Source organism: Methylobacterium sp. Leaf123 (assembly GCF_001423405.1).
Classification (GTDB): Bacteria; Pseudomonadota; Alphaproteobacteria; order Rhizobiales; family Beijerinckiaceae; genus Methylobacterium.
This window is the reverse complement of sequence record NZ_LMNS01000008.1, coordinates 24,409-45,518: the sequence shown is the minus strand read 5'-3', so window position 1 is coordinate 45,518 and position 21,110 is coordinate 24,409. Positions and strand designations below refer to the sequence as shown.

At 67.0% G+C, this 21,110-nt stretch carries 20 protein-coding genes, 1 tRNA gene and 1 pseudogene; 11 read left to right on the top strand and 11 right to left on the bottom strand.

What is annotated here, in order from left to right:
* The first annotated feature begins 9 nt into the window (after window positions 1–9).
* The 3 genes from ASF53_RS07995 to ASF53_RS07985 all read left to right on the top strand — a co-directional run bounded on the left by ASF53_RS07995 (window position 10) and on the right by ASF53_RS07985 (window position 2,472).
* Window positions 10–1,680 (top strand): cyclic peptide export ABC transporter, encoded by a 1,671-nt coding sequence (locus tag ASF53_RS07995; RefSeq protein WP_056196673.1) that lies wholly within the window; start codon window positions 10–12, stop codon window positions 1,678–1,680.
* 118 nt (window positions 1,681–1,798) lie between these two features.
* Window positions 1,799–2,074, top strand: coding sequence for a hypothetical protein (locus ASF53_RS07990; RefSeq protein WP_056196669.1), 276 nt, complete (start codon window positions 1,799–1,801; stop codon window positions 2,072–2,074).
* Window positions 2,075–2,109: 35 nt separating this feature from the next.
* Entirely contained in the window at window positions 2,110–2,472 is a 363-nt protein-coding gene (locus ASF53_RS07985) for a type II toxin-antitoxin system VapC family toxin (protein ID WP_056196667.1), read from the top strand.
* 67 nt (window positions 2,473–2,539) lie between these two features.
* Here ASF53_RS07985 and parE read toward each other — a convergent pair whose 3' ends face one another.
* Window positions 2,540–4,597: a DNA topoisomerase IV subunit B gene (parE, locus tag ASF53_RS07980; protein WP_056196664.1), complete on the bottom strand. Its 2,058-nt coding sequence runs from the start codon at window positions 4,595–4,597 to the stop codon at window positions 2,540–2,542.
* A 353-nt stretch (window positions 4,598–4,950) separates the two neighbouring features.
* Between parE and ASF53_RS24815 the strand changes: the two genes are divergently transcribed.
* On the top strand, window positions 4,951–5,139 hold the full coding sequence (locus ASF53_RS24815; RefSeq protein WP_082482579.1) for a hypothetical protein: 189 nt from the start codon (window positions 4,951–4,953) through the stop codon (window positions 5,137–5,139).
* Here ASF53_RS24815 and ASF53_RS24810 read toward each other — a convergent pair.
* From ASF53_RS24810 to ASF53_RS07955, 5 genes are all read right to left on the bottom strand, one after another.
* On the bottom strand, window positions 5,127–7,016 hold the full coding sequence (locus ASF53_RS24810) for a Hint domain-containing protein (RefSeq protein ID WP_082482577.1): 1,890 nt from the start codon (window positions 7,014–7,016) through the stop codon (window positions 5,127–5,129). The genes ASF53_RS24815 and ASF53_RS24810 overlap by 13 nt on opposite strands.
* Window positions 7,017–7,436: 420 nt before the next feature.
* Window positions 7,437–8,477, bottom strand: coding sequence for a threonine aldolase family protein (locus tag ASF53_RS07970; protein ID WP_056196662.1), 1,041 nt, complete (start codon window positions 8,475–8,477; stop codon window positions 7,437–7,439).
* 140 nt (window positions 8,478–8,617) lie between these two features.
* Window positions 8,618–10,384 carry an ABC transporter ATP-binding protein gene (locus tag ASF53_RS07965; RefSeq protein WP_056196659.1) on the bottom strand — a complete coding sequence of 589 codons (1,767 nt, stop codon included), beginning with the start codon at window positions 10,382–10,384 and terminating at the stop codon, window positions 8,618–8,620.
* A 205-nt stretch (window positions 10,385–10,589) separates the two neighbouring features.
* Window positions 10,590–11,951, bottom strand: coding sequence for an MFS transporter (locus tag ASF53_RS07960; protein ID WP_056196655.1), 1,362 nt, complete (start codon window positions 11,949–11,951; stop codon window positions 10,590–10,592).
* Entirely contained in the window at window positions 11,948–12,577 is a 630-nt protein-coding gene (locus ASF53_RS07955) for a PRC-barrel domain-containing protein (RefSeq protein WP_056196652.1), read from the bottom strand. The genes ASF53_RS07960 and ASF53_RS07955 overlap by 4 nt, the downstream gene beginning before the upstream one ends.
* 310 nt (window positions 12,578–12,887) lie before the next feature.
* Here ASF53_RS07955 and ASF53_RS07950 point away from each other — a divergent pair, with 310 nt between their 5' ends.
* Window positions 12,888–13,262, top strand: a complete 375-nt coding sequence (locus ASF53_RS07950; RefSeq protein WP_056196648.1) for a hypothetical protein — start codon at window positions 12,888–12,890, stop codon at window positions 13,260–13,262.
* A 94-nt stretch (window positions 13,263–13,356) separates the two neighbouring features.
* On the opposite strand, the gene ASF53_RS07945 is transcribed toward ASF53_RS07950, so the two are convergent.
* A complete protein-coding gene (locus tag ASF53_RS07945; protein ID WP_056196645.1) occupies window positions 13,357–13,797 on the bottom strand; it encodes a PRC-barrel domain-containing protein in 441 nt (146 codons plus the stop codon).
* Between the two features lie 322 nt (window positions 13,798–14,119).
* Between ASF53_RS07945 and ASF53_RS07940 the strand changes: the two genes are divergently transcribed.
* Window positions 14,120–14,452, top strand: coding sequence for an SWIB/MDM2 domain-containing protein (locus tag ASF53_RS07940; protein WP_003597961.1), 333 nt, complete (start codon window positions 14,120–14,122; stop codon window positions 14,450–14,452).
* An 88-nt stretch (window positions 14,453–14,540) separates the two neighbouring features.
* On the opposite strand, the gene ASF53_RS07935 is transcribed toward ASF53_RS07940, so the two are convergent.
* A complete protein-coding gene (locus tag ASF53_RS07935) occupies window positions 14,541–15,332 on the bottom strand; it encodes an SDR family NAD(P)-dependent oxidoreductase (protein ID WP_056196643.1) in 792 nt (263 codons plus the stop codon).
* 82 nt (window positions 15,333–15,414) lie between these two features.
* On the bottom strand, window positions 15,415–16,749 hold the full coding sequence (locus ASF53_RS07930) for an MFS transporter (RefSeq protein ID WP_056196640.1): 1,335 nt from the start codon (window positions 16,747–16,749) through the stop codon (window positions 15,415–15,417).
* 285 nt (window positions 16,750–17,034) lie between these two features.
* Here ASF53_RS07930 and ASF53_RS07925 point away from each other — a divergent pair, with 285 nt between their 5' ends.
* Both ASF53_RS07925 and ASF53_RS07920 read left to right on the top strand, forming a co-directional pair.
* Complete coding sequence (locus tag ASF53_RS07925; RefSeq protein ID WP_056196637.1) at window positions 17,035–18,066, top strand: alpha/beta hydrolase; 1,032 nt, start codon at window positions 17,035–17,037, stop codon at window positions 18,064–18,066.
* 60 nt (window positions 18,067–18,126) lie between these two features.
* Window positions 18,127–19,008 (top strand): annotated as a pseudogene (locus ASF53_RS07920) (NAD(P)-dependent oxidoreductase); the annotation flags it as partial.
* A gap of 3 nt (window positions 19,009–19,011) precedes the next feature.
* Here the strand turns inward: ASF53_RS07920 and ASF53_RS07915 are convergent.
* Window positions 19,012–19,719, bottom strand: a complete 708-nt coding sequence (locus ASF53_RS07915) for a glutathione S-transferase C-terminal domain-containing protein (RefSeq protein WP_056196630.1) — start codon at window positions 19,717–19,719, stop codon at window positions 19,012–19,014.
* Window positions 19,720–19,888: 169 nt separating this feature from the next.
* Here ASF53_RS07915 and ASF53_RS07910 point away from each other — a divergent pair, with 169 nt between their 5' ends.
* The 3 genes from ASF53_RS07910 (at window position 19,889) to ASF53_RS07900 (ending at window position 20,572) form a co-directional block, all read left to right on the top strand.
* Window positions 19,889–20,104 (top strand): hypothetical protein, encoded by a 216-nt coding sequence (locus tag ASF53_RS07910; RefSeq protein WP_056196625.1) that lies wholly within the window; start codon window positions 19,889–19,891, stop codon window positions 20,102–20,104.
* Window positions 20,105–20,155: 51 nt separating this feature from the next.
* Window positions 20,156–20,232 (top strand) — tRNA-Pro (locus ASF53_RS07905).
* 28 nt (window positions 20,233–20,260) lie between these two features.
* Window positions 20,261–20,572: an ETC complex I subunit gene (locus ASF53_RS07900; RefSeq protein ID WP_003597950.1), complete on the top strand. Its 312-nt coding sequence runs from the start codon at window positions 20,261–20,263 to the stop codon at window positions 20,570–20,572.
* 68 nt (window positions 20,573–20,640) lie between these two features.
* On the opposite strand, the gene ASF53_RS07895 is transcribed toward ASF53_RS07900, so the two are convergent.
* Window positions 20,641–21,102: a nucleoside deaminase gene (locus ASF53_RS07895; protein ID WP_056196621.1), complete on the bottom strand. Its 462-nt coding sequence runs from the start codon at window positions 21,100–21,102 to the stop codon at window positions 20,641–20,643.
* Window positions 21,103–21,110 lie beyond the last annotated feature (8 nt).

Below are 21,110 nucleotides of genomic sequence, written 5' to 3'. Positions count from 1 at the left end.
TCGGCAAGCATGGGGCAGGACGGCGCAATCCTTCGTCATTTCAGGCATGACGCGATCCGGCTGCTGCGGTCGGTCTGGCCGCTGGTCGCCGTCGCGACGGCCCTTGGTTCCGTCGGCGGGCTCGCCACCGCCGCGGCGCTCGCCAAGATCAACGAGGCCTTCTACGGCGAGGGTGGGCTCGCCGACGGCGTGTTGCTGGCCTTTGCCGGGTTCGCGGCCTTGAGCGTCATCGGCACCTTCGCAGCCAGCCTCGGCAATGCCTATGCGGGCGGACGCATCCAGGCGGCGCTCAGCCGCGACCTCACCGACAAGATCCTGACCGCGCCGATCGAACGGATCGAGCGCCTCGGCAAGCACAAGCTGCTCGCCTCGCTCCAGGGCGACGTCAGCACCATCTTCACGGCCATCGCGTTTCTCTCGCCGATCGTGGTCGCGGGCGGGACGTTGATCGGCTGCGGCGCCTACATGATCTTTCTGTCACCCGCCCTCTCGGCGGTGACGGCGACGGTCCTGATCCTCGAGGGCCTCGGCGCGAACGCCCTGCGCCGGAACATGCTCCGGTACTTCGAGGAGTCCCGCAAAAACCGCGAGGCGACCCAGAAGCATTACCTCACCCTGACCGAGGCGGCGAAAGAGCTGCGCATCAGCCGCGGACGCCGGCTTCATCTCCGCGACGTTGCGCTCAAGGCCTGTATCGAGCGGTCGCGCCAGCTGATGACGCGGATCGCCGTCATCCAGCAGTCGCTGTCGATGCTGAGCCAATCGACCAACTTCCTGCTGTTCGCCGGTCTCATCGCTTACAAGGTTCTGGCCGGCATCAGCGGCGCCGAACTCTCCGGCTTCGTGCTCGTGCTGCTCTATATCCAGGCGCCGATCGGGCAGTTGATCCACTTCGTGCCGGTGATCGGGGAGGCCCGCGTGGCCTATCGGCGCATCGCCGAGTTCGCGGAGGAGGGAGCGGAGGCGGAAGCCGGGCTTCTCACCGCCATGCCGTCGGAGCCGGCCCGCCGTATCCGCGCGATCACCCTGCGCGGCGTCAGCCACGGCTTCCCGGCGGCCGGCGACAAGGCCCCCTTCGCCCTCGGCCCGCTCGACCTGACGATCCGGGCCGGCGAGATCCTGTTCATCGTCGGCGAGAACGGCTCGGGCAAGACGACGCTGATCAAGCTGCTGCTCGGCCTCTACCCGCCGCAAGCCGGGGAGATCCTGCTCGACGGCGTGCCGGTGACGGCGCAGACGCGCGACGCCTACCGCCAGCACTTCTCGGCAATCTTCTTCGACTACCACCTGTTCGACGAACTGATCCCCGCCGAAGGCACCGGCCCGGAAGCCGCCCGGCCCCTGCTGGAACGGCTCGCTCTCGCCGAGAAGGTCGATGTCAGCGAGGGGCGCTTCTCCACCACCGACCTCTCGACCGGCCAGCGCAAGCGCCTCGCCCTGGTCCAGGCGGCTCTCGAAGGACGCCCGGTCCTCGTGCTGGACGAGTGGGCGGCGGAGCAGGATCCGACCTTCCGCCGCCGCTTCTACGAGGAGCTTCTGCCGGACCTGCGCCGCGCCGGACGAACCCTCATCGTCATCAGCCACGACGACCGCTACTTCGGCGCCGCCGACCGGGTGCTGCACTTGGCGGACGGGCGGATCGTGGAGATCACGGAGCGGGCGATGGCCGAGCCGGCCTGATTCGGCCGCATCCGTCATGCCGGAGTTCGGCGAAGCGGGATCTGGCATGACGGCACATCGTCAGCGTACACAGATTGCGTACACAGATTGCGTACACTGACGATCCTGAGGTGCCGCGATGAGCGAACCGAAGCCGGGCGACACACCGGAACCGCATCGGGTCGGCGTGCGCGAGTTCCGGGGCAATATGGCCGGTTTTCTGCGTCAGGTCCGGGAGGGACGCTCGTTCCTCATCATGTCCCGCGACGAAGTTCTCGCCGAGTTGCGGCCGCCCGCAGTCCCACCCCGCCTCGCACGCCAACCGGGCGCTCTGCGGGGCAAGATCCGCATGGCACCCGACTTCGACGCTCTCCCGCCCGATCTCCTCGCGGCGATGGAGGGCGAGGCGGAGTGAGGCTCCTCCTCGATACGCACGCTCTGCTCTGGTGATTGAGCGACGACCCGCGGCTGGAACGGCAGGCGCGGGCGTTGATCGCTGATCCGCATATCAGCGTCCTGGTCAGCGCCGTCTCGCTCTGGGAGATCGTCGTCAAGGTTCGGATCGGGAAGCTCGTCGCCGAGATCGATGCGATCGTGACGGCGATGGGGCAGCAGGGTTTCACGATCCTGCCGATCGACCCGGCCCATCTCACGACGCTGGCTGGCCTGCCGCGCCTGTCGGACCACCGCGATCCGTTCGATCACCTGCTCATCGCGCAAGCGATGGCGGAAGGCGCGACGCTCCTGTCGGAGGATCGTAACATGCGGCGCTATCCGCTCACCCTCCTGACCTGCTCGGACGGGGCGGGCTGACGGGGAGGGTACTTTCGCGCGCATCGATCGCGACAGGCCGTTCCGCCCGTCGCGAGGCCGGAGCGGATCAGATGTCCAACTCCGTCCCGTCCGCGAACGACGCCCGCTCGGTGATGAAGGCGAAGCGCGCCTCGGGCTTGTTGCCCATCAGGCGCTCCACCGTGTCGCCGGTCGATTCCCGCGCCTCGTCGAGGATCGCGACGCGCAGCAATGTGCGCTTCTTCGGGTCCATCGTCGTTTCCTTCAACTGCGCTGGCATCATCTCGCCGAGGCCCTTGAAGCGGCCGATCTCGACCTTGCCGTTCTTGAACACGGTCTTGATGATCCGCTCCTTGTCCGCGTCGTCGCGGGCATAGGCCGATTTCGCGCCCTGGCTGATCCGGTAGAGCGGCGGGATCGCGAGGTAGAGATGCCCCTTGTCGATGAGCTTGGGCATCTGCCGGTAGAAGAAGGTGATGAGGAGCGAAGCGATGTGGGCGCCGTCCACATCCGCGTCGGTCATGATGATGACCCGGTCGTAGCGAAGGTCCGCCTCGCGGAAGTTCGCGCCGGTGCCGCAGCCGAGGGCCAGCGTCAGGTCCGAGATGAGCTGGTTGGCGCCGAGCTTGTCGCGGCTGGCCGAGGCCACGTTCAGGATCTTGCCCCGCAGCGGCAGCACGGCCTGCGTGGCGCGGTCGCGGGCCTGCTTGGCGGAACCGCCGGCCGAGTCGCCCTCGACGATGAAGATCTCCGAGCCCACCGTGCCGGCGGCCGAGCAATCGGCGAGCTTGCCGGGCAGGCGCAGCTTGCGGGTGGCGCTCTTGCGAGCGACCTCCTTCTCCTGGCGGCGGCGCAGGCGCTCCTCCGCCCGGTCGATCACCCAGTCGAGCAGCTTGTTGGCCTGGGCGGGCGAGGCGGCGAGCCAGTGGTCGAAGGCATCGCGCACCGCCGTCTCGACGATGCGGGAGGCCTCCACCGTCGCGAGCTTGTCCTTGGTCTGACCCTGGAATTCCGGCTCGCGGATGAAGACCGAGAGCATCGAGGCGCAGGTCGCCATCACGTCGTCGGTGGTCACCGCCGTCATGCGCTTGGCTTGGTTCACGCGCTCGGCATGCTCGCGTAGCGCCCGCAGCAACGCGACGCGCAGGCCCGCCTCGTGGGTGCCCCCCTCCGGCGTCGGGATCGTGTTGCAGTAGGAATGCGAGACGCCGTCATCGGCCACCGTCCAGGCGACCGCCCATTCGAGCGAACCGTGCGAGCCGGGCTTGGTGATCTTGCCCGAGAAGATCGAGTCGAGGACGAGCTCCTTCCCCTCGATGTCGCGGGTGAGATAGTCCGAGAGCCCGCCGGGGAAGCGGTGCACGGCCTCCGCCGGCACATCCTCCAGCCCTTCGAGCAGGGCCGGGGCGCAGCGCCAGCGGATCTCGACGCCGCCGAACAGGTAGGCCTTGGAACGGGCCATCTTGAACAGGCGGCGCGGGTCGAACCGCAGCGAGCCGAAGATCTGCGCGTCGGGGTGGAAGCGCACCCGCGTGCCGCGCCGGTTCTGCACCCGCCCGATCGTTTTCAGGCTTCCCTGCGCATGGCCGCGGGAAAAGCACTGCCGGTAGAGGGTCTGGTTGCGGGCGACCTCGACCTCGAGCACGTCCGAGAGCGCGTTGACGACGGAGATGCCGACGCCGTGCAGGCCGCCGGAAGTCTCGTAGACCTTCGAGTCGAACTTCCCACCCGCGTGCAGCGTGGTCATGATGACCTCGAGCGCGGACTTGCCCGGGAATTTCGGGTGCGGATCGACCGGGATGCCGCGGCCGTTATCGGTGACGACGAGCGAGCCCGATTCCTCCAGCTCCACCTCGATGAAGCTCGCATGGCCCGCGACCGCTTCGTCCATGGAGTTGTCGATCACCTCGGCGAAGAGGTGGTGCAGCGCCCGCTCGTCGGTGCCGCCGATATACATGCCCGGCCGGCGCCGTACCGGCTCCAGCCCCTCCAACACCTCGATCGTTGAGGCGTCGTAACCCGCCTCCGCCGTTTCCGGCGCGGGCGCCGGCGACGGGGCCACGGGAGTGAGACGGCGGCGGCGCTCGGCCTCCGCGGCGGGAGGCTTGGCACCGGGCCCGAACAGGTCGCGTGCCGGATCGCTCACGCGACGGCTCCTCGAATCGGGTCGGAGACGGGCTGCATGGCTCTTCATACCCTCAATGTAGTGGAACAAACAGGAAACAAAAAGCCTTCTGTCTGCTTCTGCCGGTCGCAGTACCACGACGGCCGGCCGCGTTCGAAGTCCGACGGTCCTGCCGAGCCCGGCGCGTTGTCATCACAGTGATGCGGGCGGATGGTTAAGACAGCCTCACGAAGCCTGTGGGGGGCGGCAATCCTGCGGCTGAAACAAGGCAGCGAAACGTTAAGGGGGCGCAGCCCAGGATGGCGTTGGGAACAGAAGACGGTTTCCGGACGTTACCTCACCACGGTCAGCTTGACCTTAAGGGAGCCACGCCGATGACCCCCACCGCCGCCCAAGCGCGTCACCTCTCCCTCATGCGCCTGGAACAGGCCGCAGGCCAGGCCTTCGGTTATACTGAGGCACCTACGCGTGAGCCAAAGCTGACAAGCTCGGCACTTGTCAGCTCGATCGTGATCGCACTCGGCGCAAGTGCTATGGCAGCGACAATTTCTTATCTCATCTGATACGGTTCCGCATAGAGTTCCGGCAGCATTTCGGACCAGCACGAATGCCGATCGAGCAAGCTCGTGAACATCTGGCCGATGCGCGCGCGCTCCACCTCCACAATCGACCCCTCGGTCATGATAGGGCGACACCGGTTGTGCCAGCCCGGAGGTACGAAGTCGGGATTCTGTAGGGCATGATCCGACGCTTCCACGAAGAACGCACGGTCGCCCCCATCAATGTAGCTCTCGGCCAATAGGCCTTCTGCAAGCAGTATGTCGTGCGTATCGAGTTCGATGTGCCAGTAGGTGACCTTGCTCCGGAGCGTACGAACGATCGAGGTGCCGTTGATGAGACACATGACCGGCACGAGCACACCCCCCTCGTTGTCGTCGTCGGCGCCGATGAGAACGGGATGACCAGGCGAAAGATAGAGGTCGCGCATAGGCACGTCAGGACCGAAAGCGCCGGCAAGCACGCGAACCGGAGCGGTATGGGGGGTACACTTCACCTCCCGCTGACCGATCCAGACGATTGGCCGCAACCCACCAGAGGCCGTGACAACCCGATCGTGCAGTGCCAGCTCCTCGATGGGAACATCACCGTGCATCGTCCGTATCAGAGTGCCGGTGGTGAAGCAGACGGGGGCCTCGAACTGGATCGATTCAATGCTGGTGAGCCGGTCGGTGACGCCGTCGCGAAGGTTCACGACCTCGATGTTACCACCCTCTTTGAGATTGATCGCGTAATTCGTCTGGTCCCCACTGATAATGACGATGTCGTTGCCGTCACCACCATCGATCGTGTTCCCGTTGCCATTGGTACGGAACGTGTCATCACCGGCCCCACCCACTGCGTTGTCGATGCGCGTGTCCAAGGCAATCGCGATGTTGTTTCGAAGCAGACCATTCGCACTCGCGCTCGTGAATGTCCCAGGCCTAAGATCGACAGTGGAGTTGGTCGAATATCCCGACAAATCAATAGTATTTTTTACACCATTGTTGTAAATGGTAACAATAGGGTCTTGATTGACCGCAAAATCATAGAAGCTTCCACTCGCCCCAACGATATTGGCATTGAATCCGTAAGTCTGACCACCCGCAAAGGTACTACTCTTTGAGACACCATAAAGTCTCTGCATCGCCTTGATGTCGAGCACCATTGGCGTCTGCGGTTCTTTTCCATATACCGTACCAGGATTCGGCGACTGATCATAATACTTGGTCGTCGGGTCGTCAGCACTGAAGTAAGACATGATCGAATACAAATGCGTATCGTACGGACTCCTCTGCGATTCCTTCGGGCTGTCGGCCCCGTTGTATGCACCGGAATGACCAAGGCCGAGAATGTGCCCTTGTTCGTGCGTTACATTCGAGAATGTGCCAGCATAGATCGGGTCCAGGCTGCTAAAGGAATCATCCGACCCCCTGAGTGCAATTTGCGCTTGGCCGCCGAGAGCGTTTGGAGAGGTCTGAGACGGGATATCCGTCTGCCCGGTCCCCGCAATCCTAATTCCATTATTTGGGATAAACGTATAACCTTCCGTCACTTCTTCTGTCAAAAATTGAATATTCGACCGCGTCGTATCAGAAATCTCTCTGAATTCTATGTCAGCGATGTCGGACCAGAGTTTTAGGCTATTTGCATATGCTAATCGCGATCGAGGACCAAGATCGGCACTAAAAGAATAGATAACAGTACCACCAGGAGTTCCTGCGACACTTGTGGGCGCAAGCGGATTACCATCTTGGTCATTGTACCACTTGTTCAGGAACACCCTATTCCCGCCGATTAGTGAATTATAAGTGTAATATGTATCAGGGACGATCTCGCCATTTTCATTCACACCGGTAAGGAACGTGATTCCATCTAGCTGCGCGGCATTTGCGACGGCCATGACCTGTCCTTTCGGGATCCTGCTGTGATTCCGCCCTGTCTCCATCCAACCTGTCGAAGAGCTGCTCGAAAATCACACGGCCAAGGTCGACTTGAGCAACCTACGCGGCGGTCAAGCGCAGTCTCCACATCATCAGATACTCCGCCTGACTGGGGCAGGTGCCGTGTCCCTGCCTCCGGGCGACCGTCGAGCGAGGCGGCACTTACCCGATCCGGGGGAACCGGCTGAGCGCCCGCAACGGGGCCAACTGCGGTTCACGGCAGCGGTCGCGCCGCATCCCTGCAAGAGTATCACCCTGGATACCTGATCCACAGCGACGCCTTACCCGTTTGTTTTGCATCATCTTTATCAGAGAGCCGGCAATCACCTTCGGGACGGCGCTCTATCACGTCCAACAATAGTGCTCTGAATCCCGGATCATCACGCCGCCGCGGGCAGGGCGCAGAGACGGATGTCCTGCGCCAGGGCATCGACCCGCGCCGGCTCTGAATCCCAGGCGAACATGAAGCGGGACGCCCCGCCGATGAAGCCGTAGAACTGCCAGCCGCGGGCGCGCAAAGCCTCTTGCACCGGCACGGGCAGGTTCAGGAACACGCCGTTGGCCTCGACCGGTGCCGCGAGCGAGATGCCCGGCACATCGGCGATCCCCCGCACCAGCCGTTGGGCGCAGTCGTTGGCGTGGCGGGCATTGTCGAGCCACGCCCCGCTCTCCAGCATGCCGACCCAGGGCGCCGAGAGGTAGCGCATCTTCGAGGCGAGCTGGCCCGCCTGCTTGCAGCGATAGTCGAAATCCTCCGCGAGTTGCCGGTCGAAGAAGATCACGGCCTCGCCCACCGCCATTCCGTTCTTGGTGCCGCCGAAGCACAGCACGTCGACGCCGGCCTTCCAGGTCAGCTCGGCTGGGGACGCGTCGAGCGAGGCGCAGGCATTGGCAAAGCGCGCGCCGTCCATGTGCAGGCGCAGGCCCGATGCGCGGCAGACGGCGGAGATCGCCGCGATCTCGTCGAGGCTGTAGACCCGCCCCGTCTCGGTCGATTGGGTCAGCGTCACCGCCCGAGGCTTCGGGAAATGGATGTCCGTGCGCTTGGCCGAGATCGTCCGCACGATCTCGGGCGTCAGCTTCCCGTCCTCGGTCGCAGCGGTGAGCAGCTTCGAGCCGTTGGAGAAGAATTCCGGCGCACCGCATTCGTCGGTCTCGATATGCGCCGAGTCGGCGCAGATCACGCTGTGATAGGACTGGCAGAGCGAGGCCAGCGCCAGCGAGTTGGCCGCGGTGCCGTTGAAGACGAAGAAGACCTCGCACTCGGTCTCGAACAGCCGCCGGAAGCCGTCGGCTGCGGCCTGCGTCCAGGAATCGGCGCCATAGGCGGGGGCGTGGCCAGCATTGGCTGCCTGCATCGCGGCGAGGGCTTCCGGGCAGATCCCGGCATAATTGTCGCTGGCGAATTGCTGCTCGGCCACGGCGCGCTCCGGCTTCGATCGGCATTAAAAAAAAGGCCGGGCGGTGAGGGATCCGCCCGGCCTCATGACAGCAATGTCGATCCACCGGCCGGTTTTTGCACCCCTCCCGGCCGATGGGCAGCGATGCAGCCGTCCGAATGTCAGGCCGCGGCGAGCGACATCGACATCGATTCCTTCTTCATCAGCTCGCGGTAGAAGCCGTCGAGATGGGTCAGCTTCTCCGGCGAGCCGTCCTGAACGATGCGCCCGCCCTCCAGCACGACGATCCGGTCGAAGTCCTTCAGGGTCGAGAGACGGTGCGCGATGGCGATCACCGTGCGGCCCTTCATCAGGTTGGCCAGCGCGGCGCGGATCGCCTCCTCGGACTCGGCGTCCAGCGCCGACGTCGCCTCGTCGAGCAAAAGGATCGGCGAGTCCTTCAGGATGGCGCGGGCGATGGCGATGCGCTGGCGCTGACCGCCGGAGAGCTTCACGCCGCGGTCGCCGACGATGGTGTCGAAGCCTTCGGGCAGGGACTGGATGAAGTCGGTGCAGTGAGCGGCTTCGGCTGCCTTCCAGACCTCCTCGTCGGTCGCATCGGGCCGGCCGTAGCGGATGTTCTCACGCAGGGAGCGGTGGAACATCGACACGTCCTGGGGCACCACCGTGATCGCCTCGCGCAAGCTGTCCTGCGTGACGCGGTTGATGTCCTGTCCGTTGATGAGGATGCGCCCGCCCTGCACCTCGTAGAAGCGCTGGATCAGCGAGAACAGGGTCGACTTGCCGCCGCCCGACTTGCCGACCAGCCCCACCGTCTGACCGGCCGGAATCAGCAGGTCGAAATCGGAGAAGACGGTGCGGCCATCGGGATAGCTGAAAGCGACGTGGTCGAAATGCATTTCGGCGCCGGTCTGGCCGATGAGCTTCTCGGCCTCCGGATGATCGACCAGCTCATGCGGCTGGAGCAGCGTGTGCAGCGCCTCCGAAAGGCGGGCGGTGTGCTGGGTCGCGTCCACCAGGGCGACGGCGAGGTCGCGGGTGGCGGCCAGGATGCGGATGCCGAGCGTGCAGACGAGGACGACCTGACCGGTGGTGGCCTGACCGGCCTCCCACATCTTGATCGACCAGTAGAGCAGGCCGAGGATCGAGATCACCGTGAGGATGGCGTGGGTGATGCGCAGCTTCTCGAGGTAGAGGAGCGAGGAGCGGCGCGCCCGCATCTCGGAGCCGATCGTGCCGTCGAAGCGCACGAATTCGCGGTTGAACGCCGAGAAGGCACGCACCAGCGGCATGTTGCCGACGAGATCGACCATCTCGCCATCGACGCTCGCGGCCTTGGCGGCGAAGTCGTGGTGCAGCGGCTTGCCGGCCGACGCCATCTTGAACATCAGCAGCACGACCGCGGCGAAGATGCCGGCGAGCACGAGCGCCATCGTGAGGTTCACGGTGCCGATATAGATGATCGAGAGCACGGCCGCGACGCAGGGCGGCATCACGTTGAACGTGAACATGTTCTCGACGGTGAAGATCGCGTTCGACGTCGCGGTGATGCGCGAGGCCAACGTACCGGGTTGGCGGTCCGCGAAGAAGGACGGGGCGTGGCCCGTCATGTGTCGGAAGAGGTCCCGGCGGATGTCGCCGGTCACGCCGACGAAGGTGAAGGCCCCGACTAGCGCCGCGACGCGCCAGAGCAGGTTGTCGGCGGCGATGAAGCCGATCAGCACCGCCAGAGCGGTCCAGACCTGTCCCGTGCTCGGCCCCTTGCCGAGGGCATCGACCACGCCCTTCAGCGCGTAATCGGTCGAGACCGAGAAGGACACCGCACCGAGCACGGAGAAGAGAATCACGAGATGCGGGACGATCCGGCGCCTGAGATAGCGCCCGACGAAGGCCCCCGGTCTGTTGGCGTATTGGCAGAGATCTTCCATCGCGATCGTCAGTCCCGATTCGATCAGACCCGCTGGGCGCCGATTGTGGCTGGAGGGCGCACAGGGCACCCGTTAACCGCAACGCGAAGCGTCGCCTTATGTTTCAAGCGCGCGCGGCTTTCCGCCGGGTAGCTCGGCGAAGATGAACCGCGCTCGAGCGGATGTGCGGCGCAAAAACGATTCCAACCCCGTCGGCCGGCGCAGGTCAAGACGGGTCGTGTGCCTCGTCCCCGTTCCTGCGCCGCGTCTCCGGCATGATCAGGAGGACGAGGACGAGTCCGGCGGCGCCGACGATGGCGAGCCCGAGGAACGCGGTCTGGCTGCCGAGCTCATCGGCCATTAAGCCGGCGAGCGCCGTAGAGAGGGCGGCGCCGATGCCCATCCCGGTCCCGACCGCTCCGAGCGCGGTGTTGAAGCGCCCGGTGCCCCGCGTGACGTCGGAGACGATCAGCGGGACCATGACGCCGAGGACGGAGGCCGAGATGCCGTCGAAGACCTGGATCGCCACCATCCAGTAGGGATCGCTGACGAAGGCGAAGAACAGGCCGCGGACGGGTAGGGCCGCAAAGCCGATCAAGAGAAGCGGCTTGCGTCCCCAGCTTTGCGCGAGGCGGCCGACGAAAGGGGCGGTGAGCGCCAGGACCGCCTGCGGGACCATGATGCAGGCCGCCACCAGCGCCGTGGCGGTCTCGCTGGCGCGCAGGGTCATGACGCTGCCGACCAGCGGCAGCATCGCGGCGTTGGCCAGGAAGAACAGCACCATGCAGGCGGCAAAGCAAAGGAGCGCCCGGTTCTTCAGGAGCGCCGAGATGCCGCCGGCCTCCCGCGGTTGCGGTTCCGGTTCCTGGGCGGCGGGCCGGGGCCTGCCGGCGTCCACACTGCGCCCCGACGGAATGAACGAGAGGGACACTAGGGCGGGGATCACCAGCACGCCCGCGAGATAGAACACCGCGTTGTTCGAGAGATAATAGCCGATCGCGCCCATGCCGGCGGCGCCGAGCGCGTTGCCGACCGCCGAGAAGCTCGCATTGCGCCCCAGCCGCTCGCCGGCCTGGGCATGGCCGACGAGGCCGATGGAGATCGCGGCGATGGCCGGCGTCAGAACGCAGCTCGCCGCCGAGTGGATCGCCATGGCGAGCATGACGACGAGATAGGTGGGGAGCGCGGCCAGCATCACCGCGCTCGCGCCGACCCAGAACGCCGAGAAGCCGGCGGCGAAGCGCTTCGAGCGAGAGGCATCGACGAAGGCGCCGCCCGGCATCTGCCCGAGCAGGCTGACGAGGCTGCCCACAGTGAGCGCGAGGCCGATATCCGACTGCGTCCACTTCTGCTGGGTGAAGTAGACGGCAAGGAAGGGCCCGAACCCGGTCTGCAGGTTGGCGATGAAGAAGGTGAACGCGTCGAGGCCGTAGGTCGCCCGGCGCGACGGATCGGCGGGACCCGGCGTGCTCGGACGGCCCGCGCGCCGGACCGGACGGGAGCCGCCGCGCTCGCGCAGGTCGCTGCGATGAATGTCGCGCTCGCGCGCTGGATAGGCGCGCCGTTCCGTCACCGGGCTTGCCGTCATTTGTCCGGCGTCTTCTCCGGTGGCCGATCCGGGGCCTTGTCGGACGGGGCGGCAGGCTTCTCGGCCGCAACTGAGGCGTCACCTTCCGGCGGGGCAGCGGCACCGCTATTCGGGGCGCCCGGGCTGGCGGCCCCGAGCACGACGATCGGGTCGCCGGATTTGTATTCGGGCGAGACGCGAACCTGATTGCGGTTGAGCTGGAGCGTGAGGCGCCCGACCTTGCCCTCGGTGGTGAACTTCAGGACGCGCCAATCCACTGCGATCTTGCGGGAGCCGACGCCGAGAAAGCCGCCGAAATCGATGATCGCGGCACGGGGACGTCCGTCGCGGTCGATGATGACGTCGATGATCCGGCCGAGATCGTCGCCGTTCATGGCGCGCACACTCTTGCCGAGCAGGCTCTCATAATCCTGGGTGTCGAGCACAACGGCCGGGGTGCCGCCCCCCTGGGATGGCGTCACGGAGCCATTCGCAGGCGCAGCCGGCGCCGGTGCGGTCGCTGCGGCCGGAGGCGGAGCGGTCACGGCGGGAGGCGCGGCGTCGCCCGAGGAGCCGTCCGCGGCCATGGCCGCCGTGGCAAGGAGGGCGATCGCCGGTGTCACGATCGGCCGGATCAGTCTGAGCACCTCTACACCCTCTCGACAGTCGAAACAGATCCGCGTGCTGGCCCCTGCGAGCCGGCGCTCCCCGGATGTCATGGGGCGGGCGGACGCATCGTCCATGCCCGGCAACCACGGCGAAGTTGTGGATGGGGCAAAAACGCCGCCCCGGCCGCTCCGAAGGTCCCACCGCAACCGGGTGGACACGGGCGACGGCCGTCTGGTTTTCGCCCAAACCCTGCCTTAGACGGATGCAGGAAATCTTAACGTTCCCGACCCTTGGCCGTCCCCTCGGCCGAGCCGTGGCCGGGAACGGTCGGTACGAGGACAAGACTGCATGTTCGATCCGTCGAGACTCTGCGCCGCGGCGCTTCTTGCGGCGAGCCTTGGCGGCTGCCAGGCGCTCGGCGGCGGCGGTGGCGTGATGCCGGAAACCGATCTCGGCCCGCCGCCCTCCGCCCGCGGCACGCTGCCCGGCCGCCCCCTGCGCAGCGCCCAGACCGACGATGACGGCCGCCCGCTCGCCGCCGCGCCGACCCGCGCCCTGGAGCTGCCGAAGAACATCCGCGGCGAAAGCCGCACCGCCGATGATGGCCCGCGCCGCATCCGCCGCGAAGAGATCGACGGCGAGACGACGTCGCGGTCCAGCTCCGGCGGCCTCACCCCCCAGATGGGGGCGGGCGGCAATGTCGGCCTCGGCGGCAAGTTCTAAGCCGCTTCTGGGGGCGTTTCCGACCTGATGGCCTCAGGCTGGCGCTCCTCGATCGCCGTTTTGACGCGCATTCCAACGCAGCAGCGCCGCCGCTTCAGGCGGTCGGCGCCTTGCGGCCGCCCCAGTGATCGTTAAGGCGTCCGCCGAAACCCGGATCGTCGAACGGGTTCTCGCCCGGCCCCTGGGTCGGCGCGCCTTCGAGATCGGCGGGGTCGATATCGATCACGTATCCGCCGAGTTCGACCGAGTAGGTCAGCGCGTTCCACGGCAGGGGATGGTGGTTCTCGCCAAAGCCGAGAAAGCCGCCGAAGGACAGCACGGCGTAGGCGACCTGCCCCGACACCTTGTCGACCATGAAATTGTGAACGCTGCCGAGGTGGCGCCCGGTGCTGTCATACACCGGGGTGCCCTCGACCTTGTCCGAGGCGATCAGCCGGGGGGTCTCGTCGGTCGCGACCCCCTCGCCGGATGTCGGGTCCAGTTCCAGCGTTCCCGGCTTTCGAAGGGCCCGCTCTTCGGGCAGATCCGTCGGCATTCACGTCTCCAGTATATTTCTGACAGGCCTCCGACAGGCCCGTGATCCGGGTGTTGGGATGGAATGCGAGGCGGCCAGCACGGTTCCCGCTAGGGCCGGGGACGAGTGGCGGGATCGCCGGAGCCCGGCCCGGTCGGCGCGAAAAAATCCCTCTGGCAGTGGATTGGGCTGCGGAAAGGTCCGCAGATCTGTGGATGGACAGGGCGGCGTCGCTGTTCTCCACTTGGAACGGGCGCGGCACCGCTTAGTTGTTGCTCCTCAGTGCCCCGATGCCGCTCGGCCTCGTGTCACGAATCGCCGGTCCGCAGGACGGAGGGAACCCATGGCTACCAAGACGACGGAGAAGAAGGCGGCTGCGCCCAAGAGTGCCCCGAAGAAGGAGACCGCCACGAAGGCCGCCTCCGGCACCAAGCCCAACGCGCTTCAGCAGCCCCTGAAGCCGTCTCCCGAACTCGCCGCCATCGTCGGCGACAATCCCCTGCCGCGCGGCGAAGTCGTCAGCAAGGTGTGGGAGCACATCAAGAAGCACAATCTCCAGAACCCGGAGAACAAGCGCGAGATTCTCGCCGACGACAAGCTCAAGAAGATCTTCGGCAAGGACAAGTGCTCGATGTTCGAGATGAACAAGCACCTCGCCGCGCATCTGAAGTCCTGATTTGAAGGAACCGTTCGCGGGCCGTCCCTCGGAGTACGGCGCCGGTCAGGCCGGCCCGTACATCCGGTGGGCTCGGGAGCGGTGAACCTCAGGTGATGCCGCGCAGCACGCCGCCATCGACCCGCAGGGCCGCCCCCGTGGTGGCGCTCGCGGCGGGCGTGCAGAGATAGGCGACCATGTTCGCCACCTCCTCCGGCTGCGCGAGGCGCTTCAGGAGTGAGGTCGGGCGGTTCTCCGCGATGAAGGCGCGGCCCTTGGCCTCCAGATCGCCTTCGCCCCCGCCCATCGATTCGAGAAAATCGGCGACACCTTCGGTCATGGTCGGGCCGGGGAGCACGCTGTTGACGGTGACGCCGCTGCCGCCCACCGTCTCGGCGAGGCCGCGGGAGACCGCGAGCTGCGCCGTCTTCGTCATGCCGTAATGGACCATCTCGGGCGGGATGTTGACGCCAGACTCGCTGGCGATGAAGACGATCCGCCCCCAGCCGCGCTCGACCATGCCGGGCCCGTAGGCCCGCGCGAGGCGGATGCCGCTCATCACGTTCACCTCGAAGAAGCGACGCCACTCGGCATCGGCGATCTCGAAGAACGGCTTCGGCTCGAAGATGCCGGCATTGTTGATCAGGATATCGACCCGCGGCAGGGCGGCGAGGAGTTCGCCCGCGCCCTCCTCGGTGCCGACATCACCGATGCCGGCGATGAACTCGGCCCCCGGCACCTCGCCGCGCAGGCGCGCGATGGCCGCCTCCACCCGTTCACCGGTGCGACCGTTGACGGCGACGTAGGCGCCGAGCCGGGCGAGTTCGCGGGCCACCGCGTAGCCGATCCCGCCGGTGGAGCCGGTGACGAGGGCGCTGCGCCCCTTCAGGTCGATGTCCATCCTCCGCCTCCGCTGGCCGCGACCGTCCTGGTCCCAGCGATAACGCGCGAGCCGGAGCTTGGTGCTGAGCGCCGATGCGCGGTCAGGGCCCCGTCCGGCGCAGGCCGCTCGCCAGGGCGCCCGCCAGCGCCAGGGCGACGGCGCACCACAGGGTGACCGCGAAGGCGCCCGCCGGGCCACCGGGGACGAGGCCGAACAGCACGGCGACCAACGCCGCGCCGAGGGACTGGCCGACGAGCCGGGCGCTCGCCTGCATCCCGCTGGCGCCGCCGCTGCGCTCCCGCGGCGCGCTGGTGATGATGACCTTGTTGTTGGGTGACTGGAACAACCCGAACCCGATCCCCGACAGCGTCAGTCGCCAGACGATGTCGAAGGTGGTGGGCGCCTCCGGCAGGAGGGCCAGCGCCGCCATGCCGAGGGCGAGCAGGACGAGACCGAGGCTGCCGAGCAGGCCCGGCGGGAAACGGTCGGCGAGCCGGCCGGCAAAGGGCGACATCGCCGCGATGGAGAGCGGCCACGGCGTCATCAGGAAGCCGGTTCGGGTCTCCGAGAAACCGAGCGCGTCGTGAAAGTAGAAGGGCAGGGCGACGTAGGCGATCATCTGCGCCGCGAAGGAGCAGATCGAGGCCACCATCGACAGGGCGAAGGCCGGGATCCGCAGGAGGTCGAGCGGGAGCAGCGGCGCTGTGAGCCGGATCTGGCTGCGCACGAACACGGTGCCGACCACGACCGAGGCGGCGATCGCGGCCACGGCGAGCCCGCGGGTCTCCGGATCGGCCAGGGCATCGAGGCCGACGATCAGCAGGCCGACGGTCAGAGCGTTGAGACTTGCGCTGCGCAGGTCGAAGCGCCGGGCGGAGCGGGGCGTGCGCGGCAGGGTCCGCGCGCCGACCGCCAGCGCTACGAGCCCGACCGGCAGGTTGACGAGGAACAGCCAGGGCCAGGTTGCGACCGAGAGGATCGCGGCGGCGACCGTCGGACCGGCGGCCGACGCCACCGCCACGATGAGCGCGACGTTGCTGACGCCGCGCCCGATCAGTCGGCTCGGATAGATGAAACGCACCAGGGCGATGTTGACGCTCATGATCCCGGCGGCACCCAGCCCCTGGGCGACCCGCGCGGCGGTGAGGCTCGCAAGGTTCGGCGAGACCGCGCAGGCCAGCGAGGCAAGGGTGAAGACGGCAAGACCGCCGAGATAGACCCGGCGGTAGCCCCAAATTTCGCCGAGCGTCGCGAGGGGCAGCAGGGCGGCGGTGACCGCGATCTGGTAGGCGCTGACGACGAAGATCGCCTCGGAGGCCGGCACGTCGAGGTCGCGGGCGATCACCGGCAGGGCGACGTTGACGATCGCCCCGTCGAGCACCGCCATGGAGATGGCGAGCGCCATGGCGCAGAGCGCCAGGAGCCGCTCCCGCATCGGCAGCCCGTCGCCGCTCCTGTCTCCGGCCTTCTCTGTCGCTTTCTGCGCCGTCACCGTCGATCATCCGGTGCTTGCAGGCGAGCGATCCGCCCTATCTGTCTCTCATCGGAGGCTGCGCCGCGCATTGTCGGCGTGTCGCCGGGGCAGAGCCCGCGCCGTTCGCGTATCACCCCTGGAAGCCGCGCCGGGGATGAGGCGCGCGCGTTTTGAATCTGCATCGTCTGTTTTCGAAAGCCGGCCACCACCTTTCGGGACGATGCTCGAGCCGGAGACGAAGTGTCCATGCGTGCCCACCTAATCCTGGCGCCTTGCCTCGCGCCCTGCCTTGCGCTTTGTCTCGCGCTCGCGCCGGTGCTGGCGCCCGCCGCCCATGCCGAGGAATCGTCGCCGCTCGGCATCGGCCTCGAAGGCTTCGCCTATCCGTATCCGGTGCGCTTCCTGCCGCTGAGCCGCGACGGCGAGGCGCAGCGTCTCGCCTACATGGATGTGCCGGCCGCCGACAACGCCAACGGACGCACGGTGCTGCTGCTGCACGGGCGCAACTTCCCATCGAGCTACTGGGAGCCGGTGATCCGGACCCTGTCGAATGCCGGCTACCGCGTCGTGGTCCCCGATCAGCTCGGCTTCGGCAAGTCGTCGAAACCGATCGGCTCCTTCACCTTCGACCGGATGGCTGCCGACACCCTGGCGCTTGCCGACAGCCTGAAGATTCAGCGGTTCGACGTGGTGGCGCATTCCATGGGCGGCATGCTCGCGGTGCGGATGGCCCGCAACTATCCGCAGCGGGTCAACAGCCTCGTGCTCGAAGCGCCGATCGGGCTGGAGGATTACCGCTTCACCGTCCCGCCGGTCTCCGACGAGACCCTGATCGCCCGCGAGGCGGACCTGACGGCGGAGACGTACCGCAAGCAGTTGATGACGAGCTACGCGCTGTCGATCCCCGCCGCGGCCATCGAGCCGTTCGTGTCGATCCGCGAGCGGGTGAAAGGCTCGGGCGAGTATCCGCGCTGGCTCAAGTCGTTCGTGAACTCCTACCAGATGATCTGGGGCCAGCCGATCGTCCACGAAATCCCGCTCGTGAAGGCGCCGACGCTCTTCATCATGGGCGCCAACGACCACAACGCCCCCGGCAAGGGCTTCGCGCCGACGGAGATGCGCTCCGGCATGGGCGACAACACGAGCCATGCCCGCGCGCTCGCCGGCCGGATGCCGAACGGAAAGGCCGAGGTCATCAACAATGTCGGCCACCTCGTCCACATGGAGGCGACCGAGATGTTCAACACGCTGACGCTGGAATTCCTCAACACGCACTGATCGCCCGTCGCGTTCGACGCATCGCCGGGGCGTTTCCCCGGACGGGGGCGAGACAGCAAATCCGGAGTTTCGAACATGGATGTCGGTTTCATCGGGCTCGGCCGCATGGGCCGGGTCATGGCGGCGCGGCTCGTTGCGGCGGGCCACCGGGTGCGGGTGTGGAACCGGTCGCCGGAAGCGGCACGGGCGGTCGCGGGCGCCGAGCCCGTGGGAAGCGCCGCGGAGGCCTTCGCGGGCGACGCCGCGATCACCATGCTCGCCGACGACGCAGCCCTGCGCGCCGTCACCGTCGAGGGTGGGCTGCTGGATTCCGGGCAGCGCCCCGGCGTCCATGTCGGGATGTCCACGATCTCGGTGGCGCTCGCCAAGGAACTGGCGGCGGTCCACGGACGCGCGGGCGTGGCTTACGTCTCCGCCCCGGTCTTCGGCCGGCCGGACGCCGCGGAAAAGGGGGCGTTGAACATCATCGCCGCCGGTGACGACGCGGCGATCGCGCGGGTGCAGCCGTTGTTCGACGCCATGGGCAGCAAGACGTGGCGCTTCGGCGCGGAGCCGGAGAAGGCCAACGCCGTCAAGCTCGCGGGCAACTTCATGCTGGTCTCGGCCATCGAGGCGATGGGCGAGGCGGCCGCCTTCGCCGAGGGACACGGCATCGCCGGGGCCGACGTGCTGGAGATGCTCACCAGCACCCTGTTCGCCTCGCCGGTCTACAAGAATTACGGCGCGATGATCATGGAAGGGCGCTACGAGCCGCCGGGCTTCACCATGCGGCTCGGCCTCAAGGATGTCCACCTCGCCCTGGCCGCCAGCGAGGCGGTCAACGTGCCGATGCCGTTTGCCAGCGTGCTGCGCGACAACCTCCTCGACGCCATCGCCCATGGCGACGGCGACAAGGATTTTGCCGGGCTCGCCACGGTGGCCGCCCGGCGCAGCGGTCGGTAAGCCTCAGCGCTTGGTGTTCGTCGCGGTCTGGCCGAACATCACCCGCTTGGCATCCTCGCTCATCGGCTGGCCGTAATTCGGGTTGGCTTCCACCGCCCGCGCATAGGCGGCCCGGGTGGCCGGGCGTTCGGCGATCGCCTCGAACCAGCGCTTCAGGTTGGGGTGGTCGTCGAGGCGCTGGCCCTGCTTCTCCCACGGCACGATCCAGGGATAGCAAGCCATGTCGGCGATGGTGTAGTCGGCGCCCGCGACGAAGGGGCGGTCGGCGAGCCGCCGGTCGAGCACGCCGTAGAGCCGGTTGGTCTCCTTGACGTAGCGATCGATGGCGTAGGGGATCTTCTCCGGCGCATATTGCGAGAAATGGTGGTTCTGGCCGAGCATCGGCCCGAGGCCGCCCATCTGCCAGAACAGCCATTGCAGGGTTTCGGCCCGGCCGCGCAGATCGGCGGGCAGGAAGCGCCCGGTCTTCTCCGCGAGGTAGAGCAGGATCGCGCCGGATTCGAACAGCGAGACCGGCGCGCCGCCATCGGCCGGCGCGTGATCGACGATGGCCGGCATCCGGTTGTTCGGGGCGATCTTCAGGAAGGCCGGCTCGAACTGCGCGCCCTTGCCGATATCCACCGGGTGGATCGTGTAGGGAAGGCCAACCTCCTCCAGAAACATCGTCACCTTGTGACCGTTCGGGGTCGGCCAGTAATGCAGGTCGATCATCGCTACGCCTTGTCTGTGCGCCCACGGGGGCGATGCCTCCGGCCTGCGGCGAGGTGGGAATGTCGGGCGATCCGATCAAGCCGCGGCCGATGCATCGCCTTGCGCCCATCCGCTGAGGACGTCCTTTACCTTTCCGTGTTGAGCTGCCGGCACGCAGAGAGGGCGGTTCATGGTCTCGGCAGTCTCCACGAGTTCGGCGGGCCTGAGCGCGGCGATGCAGCGCTTCGACGGGGCGGCCTCGCGCGTCGCCTCACCGCAATCCGCCGGCGAGCCGGTCACGGCCGTCACGGAGCTGGCCTCGGCCTCGTTCGGTGTTTCGATCAACACCGCGGTGCTGAAATCCTCCATCGAGACCGAGAAACGCGTCCTCGACATTCTCGTATGACGAGCAGCGCCTTGCCGGCCGAGGGCCGAGGGGGTATCTCCCTCACAGCGTCGGGGTGTAGCGCAGTCTGGTAGCGCATCTGCTTTGGGAGCAGAGGGTCGTAGGTTCGAATCCTATCGCCCCGACCATACCTTCCCCGGAGACGTCAGCCGTCCGATGCCGAGCGCCCGCATCTACCGTCCCGCCAAGGATCCCACGCAGTCCGGGCTCGCCCGCACCAAGCAATGGGTGCTGGAGTTCGACCAGACCGAGCCGCGCGAGACCGACCCGTTGATGGGCTGGACCGGCTCCTCCGACATGCTGCAGCAAGTGCGGCTCGAATTCGACACCTCGGACGAAGCGGTGGCCTACGCCAAGGCTTCGGGCATCGCCTACCGCGTCGAGGAGACGCCGCCGCCGATCGCGCGCAAGGGCCTGTCCTACTCCGACAATTTCAAGTTCAACCGCACGGCGCCCTGGACGCATTGAGCGTCTCTCACGAAACGCCCGCCCCAACGGGAGTAGCGGGCGTTTCGTGAGGCGACCGAACCCGGCGTTCAGCGGCCCTTCCGCTCCGCCCAGGCGCGGTAGGGGCTCGGCTGGTCGGCAAGCGGGTGGTGGCGCACCTGCATCGGTTGCTCTTCGAGCGGCCGGCACAATTCGGCATAGATCCCGGCACTGAGCATGCCCTCGGCCTCCGCCTCCTCGGCGGTGAAGGCGAAGTAGCCCTGCTTGACCCCGGCCAGCCGCATCGCCGCGTGGCACATCGGGCAGGGCCGTCCGCTGGCGTAGACGGTGCAATCGTCGAGCTTGGGCCGGCCGAGCCGCTGGCTCGCCTCCCGCAGAGCCACCATCTCGGCATGAGCGGTCGGATCGTTGGTGGAGTGGATGCGGTTGGCCGCGCGTGCCACGACCTCGCCCTCCCGCACGATCACCGCGCCGTAGGGGCGGCCGCCCTCGGCGACGTTGGCGAGCGCGAGTTCGGTCGCCTCGCGCAGATAGCTCTCGTGGTCCGGCATTCGTTTCC

Coding starts and splice junctions, on each gene's coding strand:
- ASF53_RS07965 (WP_056196659.1), bottom strand. CDS start 10,384: ATGGAAGATCTCTGCCAATACGCCAACAGACCGGGGGCCTTCGTCGGG.
- ASF53_RS07960 (WP_056196655.1), bottom strand. CDS start 11,951: ATGACGGCAAGCCCGGTGACGGAACGGCGCGCCTATCCAGCGCGCGAG.
- ASF53_RS07935 (WP_056196643.1), bottom strand. CDS start 15,332: ATGGACATCGACCTGAAGGGGCGCAGCGCCCTCGTCACCGGCTCCACC.
- ASF53_RS07895 (WP_056196621.1), bottom strand. CDS start 21,102: ATGCCGGACCACGAGAGCTATCTGCGCGAGGCGACCGAACTCGCGCTC.
- ASF53_RS24815 (WP_082482579.1), top strand. CDS start 4,951: ATGACCCCCACCGCCGCCCAAGCGCGTCACCTCTCCCTCATGCGCCTG.
- ASF53_RS07930 (WP_056196640.1), bottom strand. CDS start 16,749: ATGCGGGAGCGGCTCCTGGCGCTCTGCGCCATGGCGCTCGCCATCTCC.
- ASF53_RS07910 (WP_056196625.1), top strand. CDS start 19,889: ATGGTCTCGGCAGTCTCCACGAGTTCGGCGGGCCTGAGCGCGGCGATG.
- ASF53_RS07995 (WP_056196673.1), top strand. CDS start 10: ATGGGGCAGGACGGCGCAATCCTTCGTCATTTCAGGCATGACGCGATC.
- ASF53_RS07940 (WP_003597961.1), top strand. CDS start 14,120: ATGGCTACCAAGACGACGGAGAAGAAGGCGGCTGCGCCCAAGAGTGCC.
- ASF53_RS07945 (WP_056196645.1), bottom strand. CDS start 13,797: ATGCCGACGGATCTGCCCGAAGAGCGGGCCCTTCGAAAGCCGGGAACG.
- ASF53_RS07950 (WP_056196648.1), top strand. CDS start 12,888: ATGTTCGATCCGTCGAGACTCTGCGCCGCGGCGCTTCTTGCGGCGAGC.
- ASF53_RS24810 (WP_082482577.1), bottom strand. CDS start 7,016: ATGGCCGTCGCAAATGCCGCGCAGCTAGATGGAATCACGTTCCTTACC.
- ASF53_RS07900 (WP_003597950.1), top strand. CDS start 20,261: ATGCCGAGCGCCCGCATCTACCGTCCCGCCAAGGATCCCACGCAGTCC.
- ASF53_RS07915 (WP_056196630.1), bottom strand. CDS start 19,719: ATGATCGACCTGCATTACTGGCCGACCCCGAACGGTCACAAGGTGACG.
- ASF53_RS07925 (WP_056196637.1), top strand. CDS start 17,035: ATGCGTGCCCACCTAATCCTGGCGCCTTGCCTCGCGCCCTGCCTTGCG.
- ASF53_RS07990 (WP_056196669.1), top strand. CDS start 1,799: ATGAGCGAACCGAAGCCGGGCGACACACCGGAACCGCATCGGGTCGGC.